Consider the following 16,114-nt stretch of genomic DNA (forward strand, 5'->3'; position numbering starts at 1 on the left):
GACAATTCAGGGTACGTTCAAGATTTCAAGCAGTCAAATGCTGGGAAATCCAGCAGTGCATGGAGACCGCGGCGGCGGCACCAGCATTAATCGAGCGCACCGAGCCGAACTGGGAAATATAGACCACATCATCGGCCAGTTCCAGCGCCCGCTGAGAGAGACCAGGCCCTTCGGCTCCGAAGAGCATCAGGCAACGGTTCGGGAAACGGTAGGTTTCGATGGGAACCGCGCCGGGGATGATGTCGAGTGCGATGATACGGGAGGCCCTGGCCTCCTCGGCAATGCGGTGATAACGGGCCTTGTCCACACGGAATTCGGCCTTGGCCTCGTCCGCTTCGGCTTGCTTGATTTCCTCGGCGATTTCCTGCTTCCAGCTCGCCACCAGCTCTTCGATGGAGGGATGGTGGTCGACGTGCTGGTAGAGCTCGGTCATCAGCGCGCCCTTGCGGTTCCACTTGTGCGGGCCGACGATATGGACCTTGCGTGCAGCGAAGGCATTGGCCGTACGCACCATCGATCCGATATTGAAATCATGCGTCCAGTTTTCGACGGCCACGTCGAAACCATGACGGCCCCGCTTGTCCAGCTCAGCCTTGATGGCGGACACTGACCAATAGCGGAATCCATCGAGCACATTACGGCGGTCACCGTTGTCAAGCAGTTCCGGATCGTAGCGTTCGTCGAAATTCGGCGACTGCGGATTGTCGGGACGAGGTTCGTCTGGATGGGTCTGCGCCCACGGACCGACACCGATCTCGCGGAAAACTGGCTCGCCCGAAGCCTGGGCCGCCGCGGTTATAGGATTAGGCTCACGCACGATAATCAGTACTCCCTTCGATCATGGCCTTGACGTCGGCATCGACCATGCTCGCACTATCAATAGATTGCAAACGCCTATGCCGCACGAAATACGGTTGCTCGCTGCTCTCACGAGCGACTATAACAGCGGTCATGCGGGTTGGCTCATCCATATCAATCGGTCTTTTCTGCTTCAGTCGCGCCACCACGCAACCCGTCCTCGTCGAAAACCGTTACAAAAGGCAGATTGCGTTGCTCGCCGGAAACGGGATTAATGACTTTGATGCCGCCAGCGTCGGCATCGCCACTGACCCCGCCGATCAATGAAGCGATGGCAACGACTTCTGCGCCTTCATGCTCCACAACGCTGAAATCAAGACTCAGCTCATTGCCGTTGCGCAAGGTGACCAGCGACGAAGTCTGTACATACGACTTTTCGGAAAGCCACGAATCGAGCAAGACCACGCGCCTGCCTGAAATAGAAGGGCCTTTGATCGACGGATAGACAAAATCCATCACGAAACCGTTAAGCTCACGTCCGCGCTCATGAGCGGCGTGCATCACCGCAGTCACCATCGGCACGGCGGCAGCGGTCAACGCGCCGACCGCATCAAAGTCACCAAGAGCGAAACCGCGCTGCTCCAACGCGTCGAGCAAAGCGTCACCAATAAGCTCGAAGCCGTGCGCATCAAGACTCACTGCAAACAGCTCGTTGAACGGCTTATCGGCCATCGCCGCACGCAACAGCTCACCAAGCTCGCCACTTCGATCGGCTCTTTTACCCTTGGCACTCATTGGCTCTCCTACTCTTTGTATCAGTCCGACCCATATTATGGCCTGCTTGCCAGACGCCGACCACCGACGTCATGAAGAATCACGATTCTTCGCGCAGCCACAGCGCTATGGTCTTATTCACCGGACGATTGTTCCTGCTCTTTCGACTCAAGGTCCAACTCGGGAGCCGTAAGCTCATGGACGTCAGTTTTCTCGGAATCGGCCATCTCGACCGGCTCGATAACCTTGCTCGAATCAATCTTCTGCATTTTACGCGCGGTGACCAACACACGCGACTCCAACGACGAAGCGAAAGCATTGTATGCCGAAACCGTACGGGTAATGGAATGGCCAAGCTTGTTGGCTTTGTCGCCAAGAACCGCAAAACGTTCATACAGCTCACGCGAAAGATCGAAAAGCATCTTGGCGTCATCGGTAAGGCTCTGCTGTTGCCACGCGAAAGCGACCGATTTCAGCACCGTCCACAAGGTGACCGGCGAAGTCAACGCAACCTTACGCGCGAATGCATCGTCCATCAACGTCGGGTCGACCTTCAAAGCCGCCTCAAGCAAGGCATCGTTGGGAATGAAAGCGATAACAAAATCGGGAGTGGTCTCGAAAGCATTCCAATAGGCCTTGTCGCCCAAGGTCTTGACATGCTCGCGCAACGCTTTGGCGTGGGCCCGCAGCAACTCATCACGACGTTTGAGCTCGTCAACAGAAGCCGTATCGGGAATCTCGCAGGCACGCTGGTAATCGGAATACGGTGCCTTGGCATCGATGGGAATCGTCTTGCCGCCGGGAAGATAAACCACCATGTCCGGCCGCTGTATGCGACCTTCCGGATCGGCCACGACCACCTGCGTATCAAAATCGACATGCTCCAGAAGCCCTGCGGATTCCACGATGTTGCGCAGCTGCGCCTCACCCCATGCGCCACGCACCTTGTTGTTGCGCAACGCGGCCGAAAGCGAACTGGTCTCCTTGTCCAAGCGGGTCTGTTGGTCGTTCAGCCCCTTGAGCTGCTGGCCCAAGGCACCCATCTCGTGCTTGCGGCCTTCTTCAATCTGGGTGACCTTCTGCTGCAGGGCATCAAGGTTTTTCTGCACAGGAGCGAGCGCGGAAAGCACCTTGCTCTGCTCCGCCATCGCCTTGGCCTGCTCGGCCTGTTTGCGTTCGGCTTCCCTCCGCTCCTGCTCCTGCTGTCGTTGCACACGAAGCTGCTCGGCCTGCTGGGCCTGCGCCAATTGCGATTTGACGAACGCCAGCTGCTGATTCAACCCATCGCACTGCGTTCGATATTGCGCGGCCTGCGTGGTAAGCTCACCTACCTGTCGCCGAAGCTGGTCGTTTTGCGCCTGCGTCTCTTCGGCACCGGTGTCTTTGACGGTTCTCGCGGTCTCCTGCCCTTTGGATTTGCCCAGCACAAATCCGGCCACCAGCCCCAGCGCCGCTGCGAGGATGACCATTACGATTGCCACTACAGGATTTTCGAACATATGTTCTATTACACAGGATGCCATGGACGAAGCCGAGAACCATACGACTGTGCGTATATCTCGTGTCAATCAACGTCCCAGTGTAGCCACCGGTGCGATTTGCTGGGATGATGAAAGGGTAATCAAGGAGGCACCATGGAATTCGACTTATTTATGGGCGGCTTGGCAGTAGTGCTTGCCGCGCTGGCGACGTGGCTCATCCTCCTCTTTTTCCGCTCTCCCGCTTCCGCTCAGTCCTCAGTCGAAACGGCTCTCCATGGGCTTAGAAATCTCGACGCCCCCACTGCCGATATCGACGCTCAGGGACAGTCCAATCGAACTACAGCCCAGATTCCGTATGTCTCACGTCTGCTGACGCTCTCGCTGCTCCTTACGGCCATCGTATGCATCCTCTCACTGCTAAGCCGTTTCAGCGATGCTCCGATTCCCAGCTGGCTGACCAACCCATGGGTACAGGCCATTCTGAGCACACCGGCGATGTTTTATTGTGGTTCACCGATCCATCGAGAGGGCTGGCACGCATTGAAACTGCGCATGCCCGACGTCAATTCACTGATCTCGTTGGGAGCCACCGGCGCTTACATTTACAGCCTGGCCATCTGCGTGGCCGGCAATCAGTTCCCCGAAGGTTCCCGCCACGCCTATTTCGGTTCCGTCAATATCATTGTCGCCCTGGCGCTGAGCATCGAACTGCTGGAACTTTTCATCCTGCGCGACGCCGAACGTTTCCAAGATTCCGCCGCACCAGCGGCAGCCTCCACGCCGAAAACGCCGAACGATTCCATAACCGATCACGCATTTGCCACACTCATCGCCGCAGTGAGGAGGCTTGCCCGTTTCTCCCGCGTCTTCACGATTACCGTCATCATCATCGCGGTCTGGGCGTTCGCGCTGCTGGTAGTGTTCGGCCCGCAACCACGGTTAGCCGTCGCGCTTTTCGGCGGAGTGGGGGTACTGGTTATCGCCGGCCTTATCCTCGCTATTCTCGCGGTTATCCTTATTATCAATGGACGCAGAAAAGTACAGCAAGGCAACGATTGATTGGAACAAGCCGATAACGTTCGCCATATGCCTCTGAATATACGAATATGAATATAACGAAGGGCCGGGCTGTCACATTGCTGCAACAGTCCGGCCCTCTGAACGCGCACCGTTCTCAGGTTTTACGCGCTTTACGCTTTTCAATCACTCGTCGTCGCGGTCCTCGTCCAGCGGGTCCTCCGGCATCGTGCTCAGCTCAAGGTGATCGCCGCCGGTCTGGTCGACCAGAACGGTGTCGCCGTCGTGGACTTTGCCCGAAAGCAACATCTTCGCCATCTGGTCGCCGACCTCGGTCTGCACCAGGCGACGCAACGGACGAGCACCGTAAGCCGGGTCGTAACCGGCATTGGCGAGCCATTCCTTCGCAGCTTTGGTGACGTCGAGCGTGATGCGGCGGTCGGTCAGACGAGACGCGACCTGACGCACCTGGATGTCGACGATGTCGCCCAGCTCCTCGCGGGTGAGCGGATGGAAGATGACCAGCTCGTCGAGACGATTGATGAATTCCGGCTTGAAGTGCGCGTGCACCGCATCCATCACCGCGTTCTTCTTCGCCTCGTCATCCAGATCGGGTTGCACCAGGAACTGCGAGCCGAGGTTCGAGGTCATGATCAGAATCGTGTTCTTGAAGTCCACGGTCCGGCCCTGTCCATCGGTCAGACGCCCGTCGTCAAGCACCTGCAAAAGGATGTCGAAGACCTCGGGATTCGCCTTCTCCACCTCGTCGAACAACACGACCGAGTAAGGGCGACGCCGCACGGCCTCGGTGAGCTGACCACCTTCCTCGTAGCCGACATAGCCTGGGGCCGCACCGATCAGGCGGGTCACCGAGCCCTTGTCCATGTATTCGCTCATGTCGATGCGCACCATGGCCTTCTCATCGTCGAAGAGGAAGTCCGCCAACGCCTTGGCGAGCTCCGTCTTGCCGACGCCCGTGGGTCCGAGGAAGAGGAACGAACCGGTCGGACGATTCGGGTCGGAAATACCGGCACGCGAGCGCCGCACCGCGTCCGAAACCGCCTGAATGGCTTCCTTCTGGCCGATGACGCGACACCCAAGGAACTTCTCCATATTCAGCAGCTTCTCGTTTTCGCCCTGCATCAGACGGCCGACGGGGATGCCGGTCCATTCGGAGACGATGCCCGCCACCGAATCGGCATCCACATGGTCGGGCACCATCGGCTCGGTCTCCTGGCCGTCCGCATTTTCCTCGTCCGCGGCTTGCTCAGCCAGATCGAGCTGCTTCTGGATCGCCGGAATCTCACCGTAAAGAATCTTGCTGGCCTTCTCCAAATCGCCCTCGCGGGTAAATTTGTCGGCCTGCACCTTCTTGGCGTCGAGCTGGGCACGCAAGTCGCCGACCTTGTTGTGGCCGGCCTTCTCGGCGTCCCAACGCGACTTCAGGCCCGAAAGCTTCTCACGGGTATCCGCCAGATCGCTTTGCAGCTTCTTGAGCCTGTCCTTACTGGCCGGGTCCTCGGCCTTCTTCAGCTGCATCTCCTCCATTTCCAGGCGGGTCTCGCGGCGCTGCAGCTCGTCAATCTCCTCAGGCTGCGAATCCAGCTCCATGCGTAGGTGCGCCGCCGCCTCGTCGACCAAATCGATGGCCTTGTCGGGCAGCTGACGGCCGGAAATGTAGCGGTTCGAAAGCGTCGCCGCGGCTACGAGCGCATCGTCGCCGATGGTCACCTTGTGATGTGCCTCGTAACGTTGCTTCAAGCCACGCAGAATCGCGATGGTGTCTTCAACACTTGGCTCACCGACGAAGACCTGCTGGAAGCGGCGCTCCAGCGCCGGGTCCTTCTCAATGTTCTCGCGGTATTCGTCGAGCGTGGTCGCGCCGATCAGGCGAAGCTCGCCGCGCGCCAGCATAGGCTTCAACATATTGCCCGCATCCATCGAGCCTTCGGCCGCACCCGCGCCGACGATGGTATGAATCTCGTCGATAAAGGTGATGATCTCGCCGTTCGCGCTCTTGATCTCATTCAAGACGGCCTTCAGCCGTTCCTCGAACTCGCCACGATACTTCGAACCGGCCACCATCGATCCCAAATCGAGGCTGATAAGCTTCTTGTTTTGAAGCGTCGTCGGCACATCGCCGGCAACGATACGTTCCGCCAAGCCTTCAACGACAGCGGTCTTGCCAACGCCAGGCTCGCCGATCAGCACCGGGTTGTTCTTGGTGCGGCGCGAGAGAATCTGCATGACGCGACGAATCTCCTGATCGCGGCCGATGACCGGATCGAGCTTGCCTTCCTTCGCCTGCGCGGTCAAGTCGGTGGAGTACTTCTCCAACGCCTTGTAGCTGCCTTCGGCGTCCGGGCTGGTCACTTTCGCACCGCCGCGCACGCCCGGAACGGCCTTGCGCAAGGCTTCCGGCGTCACGCCGTTGTTTTTTAGAATCGTCGCGCTTTCGTTCGGCGCGGCGTCGGCGATGCCGATCAGCAGGTGTTCGGTGGAGACGTATTCGTCGCCCATCTGCTTCATTTCCTTTTCGGCTTGAGCCAACGCGGCCGTCAACTGGCGGCTCGCCTGTGGTTGCGAGGTCGAGGAACCGCTGGCGCTCGGCAGCGCGACCAAGGCGTTGCGCACCGCGGCTCCGATTGCTTTCGGATCTCCGCCCGCGGCGCTGATCAGTCCGGTGACCACGCTGTTTTCCTGACGCAGCAGCGCATCCATCAGATGCAGGGTGTCGACCTGCGGATTGCCCGCAGCCGACGCGCTTTGAATCGCGTCACCGATGGCTTCCTGAGCCATGGTCGTAAATTGTTGTTCCATGTTTTCCTCCGTTTGTTCGCCCTGACCCGTCGCAAATCGGCGGAATGGCAAGGCATCGTTCAATCTCTGATTAGTACAACCACAAACGGAAGGGTTCTATTCCCAAAACTTGAGTCTCTTCGACTCAACTTTTAGACCTCATTGTCTAGTTCAATATACGAGCCAGCTCACTACGCCGACAATCGACAGGGTTTATCGGCACGACTTCCCGCTCGAGCGCATGTCGAAATCCGCTTTCAAATCGTCGGGACGGAACTCGCAGACACGGAAACGACCGGGCGAAACACGATCACCCGACCAACCGACGAAAACAGGCCGACCGGCGGAATCTAATCCACCAATCGACCTATTCAATATACATACCTTTATATATAAGACACTTAAGCTATGTAGACCTTACGAAACCAACAGTCTCAGTCCTTGACGACCACGTTGCGCAGGGATCCGATGCCCTCGATGTTGACGATGGCTTCGTCGCGCGGCTTCAGCGTGCCGGAAGCGTTGGGGGTGCCGGTCATGATGACATCGCCCGGCAGCAACGTCGCAAAGCTTGAGATTTCGGCAATCTGCTCGGGAATCGAATGAATCAGGTCGGCGGTGGTGCCGGAAGCGGCGGGCACGTCTTCACCGTTCAGCGTGAAGGAGATCTTCGCGTCCTTCCAATCAAGGTCGGTCTCGATCCACGGGCCCAGTGGGCAAGAGGTGTCGAAACCCTTGGCGCGCGTCCACATCGGGTCGCTGCCTTGCAGGTCACGCAACGTCACGTCGTTGACGCAGGTGAAGCCGAGCACGTAGTCCATGGCTTTGTCGACCGAAACGTTCTTGGCGATGCGGCCCATCACAACGGCCACTTCTGGCTCAAAATTCATATCGTTGGAATAGCCGGGAATGACGATCGGATCGTCGGGGCCGATGACAGAGGTGGACGGCTTCATGAAGATGACCATCTCACTGGGAGCATGCTCAACGGTGGACTGGCCCTTGGCGTGCATATATTGCGCATGGGCCTCGTAATTCTTGGCCAGACCGTAAACCTTGGAGGGGATGACCGGAGCAAGCAGGCGAACACCGTCCTCGTCTATCAGGTGGCGCTGGCCGGTGGGGCCGACGGGCTGCGAGCCGAAGGGGTAGCCGTCGAGCTCGACCAAGTAATCCTTCTTGTCGTTCTTGTCGGTCTGTACGAAGGCATAGTGCGGAACATCGTTATAGGAGTAGCGTGCGATTCTCATGGCTTCAGTCTACGCCGATACCGGGCAGAACGAGCGAGAATCAAGAATGGGCTGAAATTAAAAAGCCCGCCAATGCGTCACAAATCCACCAACAGACGACGCTAGCGGAGGAATCAAGACAGAAAAGACACTCAACGCGTCGCAAATCCTCCAACAAGCCACACTAACGGAGGAAACACGACGCAAACCTGCCCCATAGCGTCACAAATCCTCCAACATCTGACGATAACGGAGGAATCACGACGATCAGCGTGACCATAGCGTCGCAAATCCTCCAACATCTGACGATAACGGAGGAATCACGACGATCAGCGTGACCATAGCGTCGCAAAAGCTCCAACATCTGACGATAACGGAGGAATCACGACGATCAGCGTGACCATAGCGTCGCAAAAGCTCCAACAAGCCACACTAACGGAGGAAACACGACGGGAAACGAACAATCAGCGTCACAAAAGCTCCAACAGATCAACGGAACAACAGCACAAACGCAAGCCAGATACGACCAAAGCGACAAATAGCAATGAATGTATCGCAGAAAGCGATTCAACGAGCGTCGCGGCGGACGCGGAATGCGGAACCATCGTCGCGGGAAAGCGGGATTTCCGTGGTTTCCACATGATCGACGTGGCCCCATTGCGGACCGCGACCAAGCCGCTCGACAAACGCGGCGACCAAGCTCTGCTCACCCTGCGCCTCGGCTTCGACCGTTCCGTCAAGGCGGTTGCGCACCCAGCCGGCAACATCGCACCGCCGCGCCTCATTGACCGCGAAATAGCGATAGCCGACGCCTTGCACCATCCCGGAGACCACCGCGCGAACACGAACCACCCGATTGCCGCCTGCGGCACTATGCATCTTCATTTGCCAACCTCCCACGATACTCGCCATAAACAAGCCACTGAGCAATATTGAGCGGCCCATAAATGGCGGAGTTTCAAAAGGCGCCATTTTTAAGCCGGTAGACCGCGCCCAGTGGCTTGTTTATGGCGCAAACGGCTGAATTTGCTCAGATGAACGCACGCTCGCCGAAAATCGCAGTGCCGACGCGCACGATGGTCGAGCCTTCGGCCACGGCGTAGTCCATATCGTGGGTCATGCCCATCGACAGTTCGCGGCATTGCGCTGTTCCGGGCTCACCGGACGCCAGAATCGTGTCGCGGGTGCCGCGCAGATGTGCGAAACCGGCGCGTATCGTCTTTTCGTCATCAACGTGGGCACCGATGGTCATCAAACCTTGCAATTGCAAGCCGTCGATGGCACCGATTTGATAGGCAAGGTCTACGGCCTCATCGGGTTCACAACCGGATTTCGAGGCCTCGCCGGATTCGTTGACTTCCATCAGCACGCCGACGACGATGTTGCGAGCAACAGCGCGACGCGCGATTTTCTGCGCCTCATCGAGCGAGCCAACCGACTCAATGGTGTCGACGTAGGGCAGCACCTTGCCGATTTTGTTGGATTGCAGCTGGCCGATCAGATGGAAGGGAATGTGACCGTTCGGGGTAGTCTGAGAAGCTTGGGAAGTAGCGGCACCCAGCGAGAAGCCGCGCTCGGCACATTGACGAATCAACCCCTCGGCCTTAGCGGAAATCTCCTGAGGACGATTCTCGCCGATCATGCGAACGCCTGCATCGATAGCCGCCATGATTTCGCCGACATCGCGGGTTTTCGTAGCCGCAAGCAGACGCACCGACCCGGACTCACGCCCGGAAGCGGCCTCGGCCTGCGCGATGTCATCGAGCACGCGATGCACGCCGTCCGTGATTTCCTTGACCCGCGCCTCGTCGATGACCTCGTTGGCGAGATCCTTGTGATCCATATAAGCAGTCATCATTCCCCGCTTCCCACTTCGATTATCCGCCTCTATATTATGCCCGCCCATGTCATCGCGCAGACAATAAAAGCCGACGTCATGCGTCACAAATCCACCAACAACCGACGGTAGTGGAGGAATCACGACGCAAAACGAGCGAATAGCGTCGTAAAAGCTCCAACAATCCGGGCTGGCGGAGGGAATACGACGGCAATCGCAACTATAGCGTCACAAATCCACCAACAACGGGCACTAGTGGAGGAAACACGACAGCAATCGCAACCACAGCGTCACAAATCCACCAACAGTTGACGATAGTGGCGGAATAGCGACGGCAGCCACAAAAACGCGGGCACACGCAACTCCTCAACCGCCAACACCACCTAATGCTGGGAAACGGACTTTAGCAGTGGCTCAGGTGCAGTTCCCCAGCACCAACTCGGATTTAGTGCTGGGAAACGGACCGTAACAGCTACTCAGATGCAGCTTCCCAGCACTACACGGCTTTACTGCTGGAAAACGGACTCCCAGCAGCACCCAGATGCAGTTCCCCAGCACCAACTCGGATTTACTGCTGGAAAACGGACCGTAACAGCTACTCAGATGCAGCTTCCCAGCACTACGCGGCTTTACTGCTGGAAAACGGACTCCCAGCAGCACTCAGATGCAGCTTCCCAGCACCAAAATGCGGGCACAACGTCCGGTGACGAATGTGCCCGCGATTCGGTTTCTGGTTTTGCGGTTTACTACGCTACTCAGTTCAGGGCGTGAACGGCCTCGGCCATGGAACGGACATAGTCGGCGACATAGGGCACCGCGTCCTCGCCGTACTTGCCGACGATGCGCACGATGGCCGAACCGACGATGGCACCGTCGGAATCGGCGGCCATCTCGGCGGCCTGCTCGGGAGTCGAGATACCGAAACCAATGGCGACCGGCACGTCGGTGGCGGCACGCACCTCACGCACCATCCCCGCCACGTCGGTGGTGATCTCCTTGCGCACACCGGTAACGCCCAGAGAGCTGACACAATAGATGAAGCCCTTGGCGTCCGAGGCGATGCTGCGGATGCGCTCGTGCGAGGTCGGCGCAATAAGGCTGACCAGCTCGAGCCCTGCGGCAGTCAGCGGCTCGTCGAATTCCGGCTTTTCCTCGTGCGGCACGTCCGGCAGAATCACACCGTCGAGCCCGACTTCGGCCGCCCGACGCGCGAAACGCTCAAGCCCGTAGGAATAGAGCACGTTGGAGTAGGTCATGAAGACCATCGGCGTATCGATCTTGTGCTCGCCTCGCAGGCGCTCGACCAGCGCGAAGGCGTCATCAGTGGTCGTTCCGGCAGAAAGCGCACGATTACTGGCTTCCTGGATGACCGGACCTTCGGCCGTCGGATCGGAGAAGGGCACTCCCAGCTCGATCAAGTCCGCTCCGGCATCGATCATCGCCGGAACCAGTTTCTCGGTCAGAGCAATCGAAGGATCGCCGATCGTGACGAATGGGACGAACGCCTTGCGACGGCTGCCATCGGGGGCCGTGAACGCAGCCGCGATACGGGAACGGTGCGGCGCGACGGGTTGCGATTTCGCAGCGTCGCCGTCCGGCCGCGCACCCTGCGCATCGCCGTCATTGTTGGCAAACAGTCGCGCTTCGGCCGCTGCTGCGCGCGCGGAAGCGGTATTGGTGTTTTCAGTCATGAAGATCCTCCCCACGGTAGCGGGCGATGGCCGCCACGTCCTTGTCGCCACGTCCGGAAAGGGTGACGATGATGTTTTGGTCTTTGGGCAATGTCGGCGCGAGTTTCATGGCATAGGCTACGGCGTGCGCGCTTTCGATGGCCGGGATAACGCCCTCGGTGCGGCTCAGGTATTCGAAGGCGTCGACCGCCTCGTCGTCGGTGATGGCGACGTATTGGGCACGGCCGGAATCCTTCAGCGCCGCGTGCTCGGGGCCGACGCCCGGGTAGTCGAGGCCGGCGGAAATCGTGTAGACCGGCGCGATCTGCCCGTATTTATTCTGGCAGAAGTAGCTTTTCATACCATGGAAGATGCCGAGCGAGCCGGTGTTCATCGTAGCGGCGGTGCGGTCGGTGTCGATGCCGCGGCCGGCCGCCTCGCAGCCGATGAGTCGCACGCCTTCGTCGCCGATGAAGTTGTAGAAGCTGCCGATGGCGTTGGAGCCGCCGCCGACGCACGCGATCACGGCTGCGGGCAACTTGCCTTCGTCCTCGAGAATCTGCTCGCGGGCCTCCTTGGAGATGACGGCTTGGAAATCGCGTACCATAGTCGGGAAGGGGTGCGGGCCCATGCACGAGCCGAGGCAGTAATGGGTGTCGTCGATGCGCCGCGTCCATTCGCGGAAGGTCTCGGAAACCGCGTCTTTGAGCGTCCCGGTGCCGCTGGTCACCCCGCGCACTTCCGCGCCCAAGAGCCGCATGCGGTAGACGTTCAGCGCCTGACGCTCCATATCGACCTGGCCCATGTAGACCACGCACGCCATGCCGAAAAGCGCCGCAACGGTGGCGGTGGCCACGCCGTGCTGGCCCGCGCCGGTTTCGGCGATGAGCCGGGTCTTGCCCATACGTTTGGCCAACAGCGCCTGCCCGAGCACGTTGTTGATCTTGTGCGCGCCGGTGTGATTCAGGTCCTCGCGCTTCAAATAGACCTTCGCGCCGCCGAGGTCGCGGGTCATATTCTCTGCGTAATACAGCAGCGACGGACGGCCTGCGTACTTCTTCTCGAGGTCGTCGAGTTCGGCGAGGAAATCGGGGTCGTTTTTGTAATGATTGTAGGCCTCCTCCAGCTCGCCCACGGCGCCCATCAGCGTCTCGGGGATGTACTGGCCCCCGTGGATGCCGAAGCGCCCCTTTGAATTCGGTGAATTCGTCATGAGATTGCTCCTTACTATATACAGTTGGTTTTGATTATTGGCGATGTCGTTGGACCGTCGGTATTGCTTGGTTCGGGCGGTCGAAACAGCGGAACGTTTACCCTGTAGATTTTGTTGTCGGATTACGTATCATTTGCGTCACTCGCTTTCGTACTATCGGCCATTTCGCGCACGGCTTTGACCGCGGCGAGCATCTTGACCGGGTCCTTGAGACGTTCGGTTTCGATGCCCGAACTCATATCGACGCCGAACGGATGCGTCGCGCGAATGGCTTCGACAACGTTTTCGGCAGACAAGCCGCCGGCCAACATAAACGGACGATCGACCTCGGCCACTAGCGACCAGTCGAAGGACTTACCATCGCCCGCACCCGCGTCGAGCAGCACCATATCCGCGGACGATTCCACAGCTTGCGCCACGTCCGTTGCCTCGCGTACCTTGAACGCCTGCATGATCGGCATGGTTACGAGCTCACGCAGTTCGGCAAGATAATCTTCATCTTCGTGCCCGTGCAGCTGAATCACATCGAGATCGGCTTCACGCGCAATCTGCGCCACACGTCCGGCCGGTTGATCTACGAATACTCCCACCGCAGCCGGCGACGTTACACCGGTTTCATCAGCTCGAGTCTTCATATACCGCACCAGCTCAGCCACACGTTCTGCAGAAATCGAGCGATGGGATTGCGGAAAGTCGATGATGAATCCGACGGCATCAGGACCGGCCGCCAAGGCAGCGTCCATATCCTGCTCGCGCTTGAGCCCGCAGAGCTTGACTTTACAGGCATTTGCGATATTTGCAGCATCCGCGTCAGCAGTAGCAACAGCGTCATTGCGCGAAACCGTATGACCCAAAATCGTATGAGCACCAGTGGCGTCATCTTCAAACGGCACACCATTATCGAGCGGTTCCAAAGACGCGGCGCGAACCGATGCCATCGAATTATTCATCGCACTACCTCTCATTCTCAATTACGAATAGCCCATGGACGGACAAACTGCCAGACCCGCAACCAGCAGGAACAGCTCCGATGGATGCCACCAGACTATTCATCAGCTCGTCTCTTACTTTCCAGCTACAGCAGTACCGCCCGCCGCGTCACCACGAAGCTCGGCGAGCGCCGCAGCTTTGTCCGACGAGCGCATCAACGTCTCACCGATTAGCACCGCGTCCACATTTGCCGCCTCAAGACGAGCAACATCGGTACGGGTATATACGCCGGACTCCGAGACGAACACACGATCCGGGCCGACGGTGGGCCGCAGACGTAGGCTGCGCTCGAAATCCACTTCGAAATTGCGCAGGTCACGGTTGTTGACGCCAACGATCCTGGCACCGGCATCCATCGCCCGTGGCACCTCTTCGGGTTGGTAGGCCTCTACCAGGGCATTCATGCCGAGTTCGTGGGCGAGCGCGATGTAATCCGCAATCTGCTTATCATCGAGAATCGAGCAGATGAGCAGAACGGCCGAGGCGCCGCACGCACGGGCCTCAAAGATCATGTATTCGTCGACGATGAAGTCCTTGCGCAGCACCGGGATATCGACCGCCGCCGCGACCTGCCGCAGATGCTCGTTGGAACCTTTGAACCACGTCGGTTCGGTCAGGCAGCTGATGGCCGCCGCCCCGGCCTTTTCGTAGTCGCGGGCGATGCTGAGGTAGGGATAATCCGGCGCGATGAGGCCCTTGCTGGGCGAGGCCTTCTTGAGCTCGCAGATGAAGCTCATGCCGGGAGCCTTCAACGCACGTTCGAACGGGAACGCCGCGTCGCCGACCTCCCCCGCTGCTACCTTTCGTGCGGCGACCTCACGAGCCTGAACCTCCACCACGCTCTGCGGAGTCTGCGCCTTTTCCTCAGCCACGCGTTCGCGGGTTTTCGCGGCGATACGCTGCAGAATATTCTCGGAATCAGCCATTACCTTTGCACCTTCTTATTGCGGATATCGACAGCCACATATTCACAAACCAATGTCATACGTTTAACAATATGCGGTGAATCTATTGCCATTCAACTCTGTATCGGCGCCGTTAGGGGCGAGAAGTTCACGAACGCACAAACCAATGTCGGCCATGAGACAACCCATTCGTAAACTTCCCGCCACTTTTCACCCATCACTTTTCGGCGTCGGCCTTGGCGAACTTCTGCGAGCCGGCGACGAACGCCTCGAGCGTCTTCATCGCGGCACCGGAGGCGATTTGCTCGCGGCCCAGTTCCACGCCTTCGCCGATCGAGTCCGCAACACCCGAAACATAGAGCGCACAGGCGGCGTTGAAAAGCGCGGCTTCCAGCTTCGGCCCGGTCTCCTTGCCCCCAAGGACGGCACGGGTGATGGCGGCGTTCTGCGGCGGAGTGCCACCGAGCAGGTCTTTCTTCTCACAGCGGGTCAGGCCGAATTCCTCGGGTGTCAGGGTCATCGGGTGGTATTCGCCGTCGCGCAGCTCGCAGGCGGCTGTTTCGGCGGAAAGCGAGACCTCGTCCATCTTGTCGCGGCCGTAGACAACCAGCGCACGCTTGACGCCTAGGCTTTCGAGCACATGGGCGATGGGCTCCACGAGATATTCGTCGTAGACGCCGAGCAGGAAATATTCGGGACGCGCCGGGTTGGTCAGGGGCCCCAGAATGTTGAAGACGGTGCGGAAGCCGAGTTCCTTGCGAATCGGGCCGACGTAGCGCATCGCGGTGTGGTAGCGCTGGGCGAAGAGGAAGGTGAAGTTGTCGGCCTTGAGCAGGTCGAGCGCTTCATCGGGAGAGAGCGAAATGTTCGCGCCCAAGGCTTCGAGACAGTCGGCAGTGCCACACTGCGAGCTGGCCGCGCGGTTGCCGTGCTTGCTGACGTGAGCACCAGCCGCCGCCGAAATCAGGGCCGCGGTGGTGGAGATGTTGAAGGTGTTGGCGCCATCGCCGCCGGTGCCCACGATATCGATGGTCTCGATACCGGGATGCGGCACGGGGGTGGCCAGTTCGCGCATGGCGGCCGCGCAGCCCGCGATCTCGTCGATGGTCTCGGCCTCGGCCGATTTGGTGGAAAGCGCCGCGAGGAAGGCCGCGTTCTGGGTCGGCGTCGATTCGCCGCCCATGATCTCCTTCATCGCATGGTAGGCCTCGTCGTAGGTGAGGTCGTGCTTGTTGACGATTTTGACGATGGCTTCACTGATCATCATGACTTCCTTGTTATTGATTGGTTAGTTGATTTATTTATTGATTTATTTATTGATTTATTTATTGATTTATTTATTGATTTATTTATTGATTTATTTATTGATTGATTTATTTATTGATTTATTTATTGATTTAT

The 16,114-nt window shown here is 58.7% G+C and carries 14 protein-coding genes; 1 reads left to right on the top strand and 13 read right to left on the bottom strand.

Annotation, left to right across the window (positions count from 1 at the left end):
* Positions 1–25: 25 nt before the first annotated feature.
* The 4 genes from OZX64_RS08025 to rmuC form a co-directional block, all read right to left on the bottom strand.
* On the bottom strand, positions 26–817 hold the full coding sequence (locus tag OZX64_RS08025; protein WP_277172535.1) for a TrmH family RNA methyltransferase: 792 nt from the start codon (positions 815–817) through the stop codon (positions 26–28).
* A complete protein-coding gene (locus OZX64_RS08030; protein WP_277172537.1) occupies positions 810–953 on the bottom strand; it encodes a hypothetical protein in 144 nt (47 codons plus the stop codon). The genes OZX64_RS08025 and OZX64_RS08030 overlap by 8 nt, the downstream gene beginning before the upstream one ends.
* A 19-nt stretch (positions 954–972) precedes the next feature.
* A complete protein-coding gene (locus OZX64_RS08035) occupies positions 973–1,593 on the bottom strand; it encodes an orotate phosphoribosyltransferase (RefSeq protein WP_277172539.1) in 621 nt (206 codons plus the stop codon).
* Positions 1,594–1,706: 113 nt separating this feature from the next.
* Positions 1,707–3,071, bottom strand: a complete 1,365-nt coding sequence (gene rmuC / locus OZX64_RS08040) for a DNA recombination protein RmuC (protein ID WP_277172541.1) — start codon at positions 3,069–3,071, stop codon at positions 1,707–1,709.
* 135 nt (positions 3,072–3,206) lie between these two features.
* Here rmuC and OZX64_RS08045 point away from each other — a divergent pair, with 135 nt between their 5' ends.
* Complete coding sequence (locus tag OZX64_RS08045; RefSeq protein ID WP_277172543.1) at positions 3,207–4,112, top strand: hypothetical protein; 906 nt, start codon at positions 3,207–3,209, stop codon at positions 4,110–4,112.
* Between the two features lie 144 nt (positions 4,113–4,256).
* On the opposite strand, the gene clpB is transcribed toward OZX64_RS08045, so the two are convergent.
* The 9 genes from clpB to trpD all read right to left on the bottom strand — a co-directional run bounded on the left by clpB (position 4,257) and on the right by trpD (position 15,980).
* The gene (gene clpB, locus OZX64_RS08050; protein ID WP_277172545.1) at positions 4,257–6,890 is read right to left on the bottom strand and encodes an ATP-dependent chaperone ClpB; all 2,634 of its coding nucleotides are present in this window, start codon (positions 6,888–6,890) and stop codon (positions 4,257–4,259) included.
* Positions 6,891–7,303: 413 nt separating this feature from the next.
* Entirely contained in the window at positions 7,304–8,119 is an 816-nt protein-coding gene (locus OZX64_RS08055; RefSeq protein ID WP_277172548.1) for a fumarylacetoacetate hydrolase family protein, read from the bottom strand.
* Between the two features lie 546 nt (positions 8,120–8,665).
* Complete coding sequence (locus tag OZX64_RS08060; RefSeq protein WP_277175029.1) at positions 8,666–8,977, bottom strand: acylphosphatase; 312 nt, start codon at positions 8,975–8,977, stop codon at positions 8,666–8,668.
* A gap of 151 nt (positions 8,978–9,128) precedes the next feature.
* Positions 9,129–9,953, bottom strand: a complete 825-nt coding sequence (locus OZX64_RS08065; protein WP_277175030.1) for a YggS family pyridoxal phosphate-dependent enzyme — start codon at positions 9,951–9,953, stop codon at positions 9,129–9,131.
* Between the two features lie 737 nt (positions 9,954–10,690).
* Positions 10,691–11,626, bottom strand: coding sequence for a tryptophan synthase subunit alpha (trpA, locus tag OZX64_RS08070; protein WP_277172550.1), 936 nt, complete (start codon positions 11,624–11,626; stop codon positions 10,691–10,693).
* Positions 11,619–12,818 carry a tryptophan synthase subunit beta gene (gene trpB, locus OZX64_RS08075; protein ID WP_277172552.1) on the bottom strand — a complete coding sequence of 400 codons (1,200 nt, stop codon included), beginning with the start codon at positions 12,816–12,818 and terminating at the stop codon, positions 11,619–11,621. Before trpB ends, trpA begins: the two co-directional genes overlap by 8 nt.
* A gap of 122 nt (positions 12,819–12,940) precedes the next feature.
* On the bottom strand, positions 12,941–13,768 hold the full coding sequence (locus OZX64_RS08080) for a phosphoribosylanthranilate isomerase (RefSeq protein WP_277172554.1): 828 nt from the start codon (positions 13,766–13,768) through the stop codon (positions 12,941–12,943).
* 114 nt (positions 13,769–13,882) lie between these two features.
* Positions 13,883–14,734 carry an indole-3-glycerol phosphate synthase TrpC gene (trpC, locus tag OZX64_RS08085; RefSeq protein ID WP_277172556.1) on the bottom strand — a complete coding sequence of 284 codons (852 nt, stop codon included), beginning with the start codon at positions 14,732–14,734 and terminating at the stop codon, positions 13,883–13,885.
* A 196-nt stretch (positions 14,735–14,930) separates the two neighbouring features.
* A complete protein-coding gene (gene trpD, locus OZX64_RS08090) occupies positions 14,931–15,980 on the bottom strand; it encodes an anthranilate phosphoribosyltransferase (protein WP_277156774.1) in 1,050 nt (349 codons plus the stop codon).
* Positions 15,981–16,114 lie beyond the last annotated feature (134 nt).

It is taken from the genome of Bifidobacterium sp. ESL0704, assembly GCF_029392075.1.
Lineage (GTDB): Bacteria > Actinomycetota > Actinomycetes > Actinomycetales > Bifidobacteriaceae > Bifidobacterium.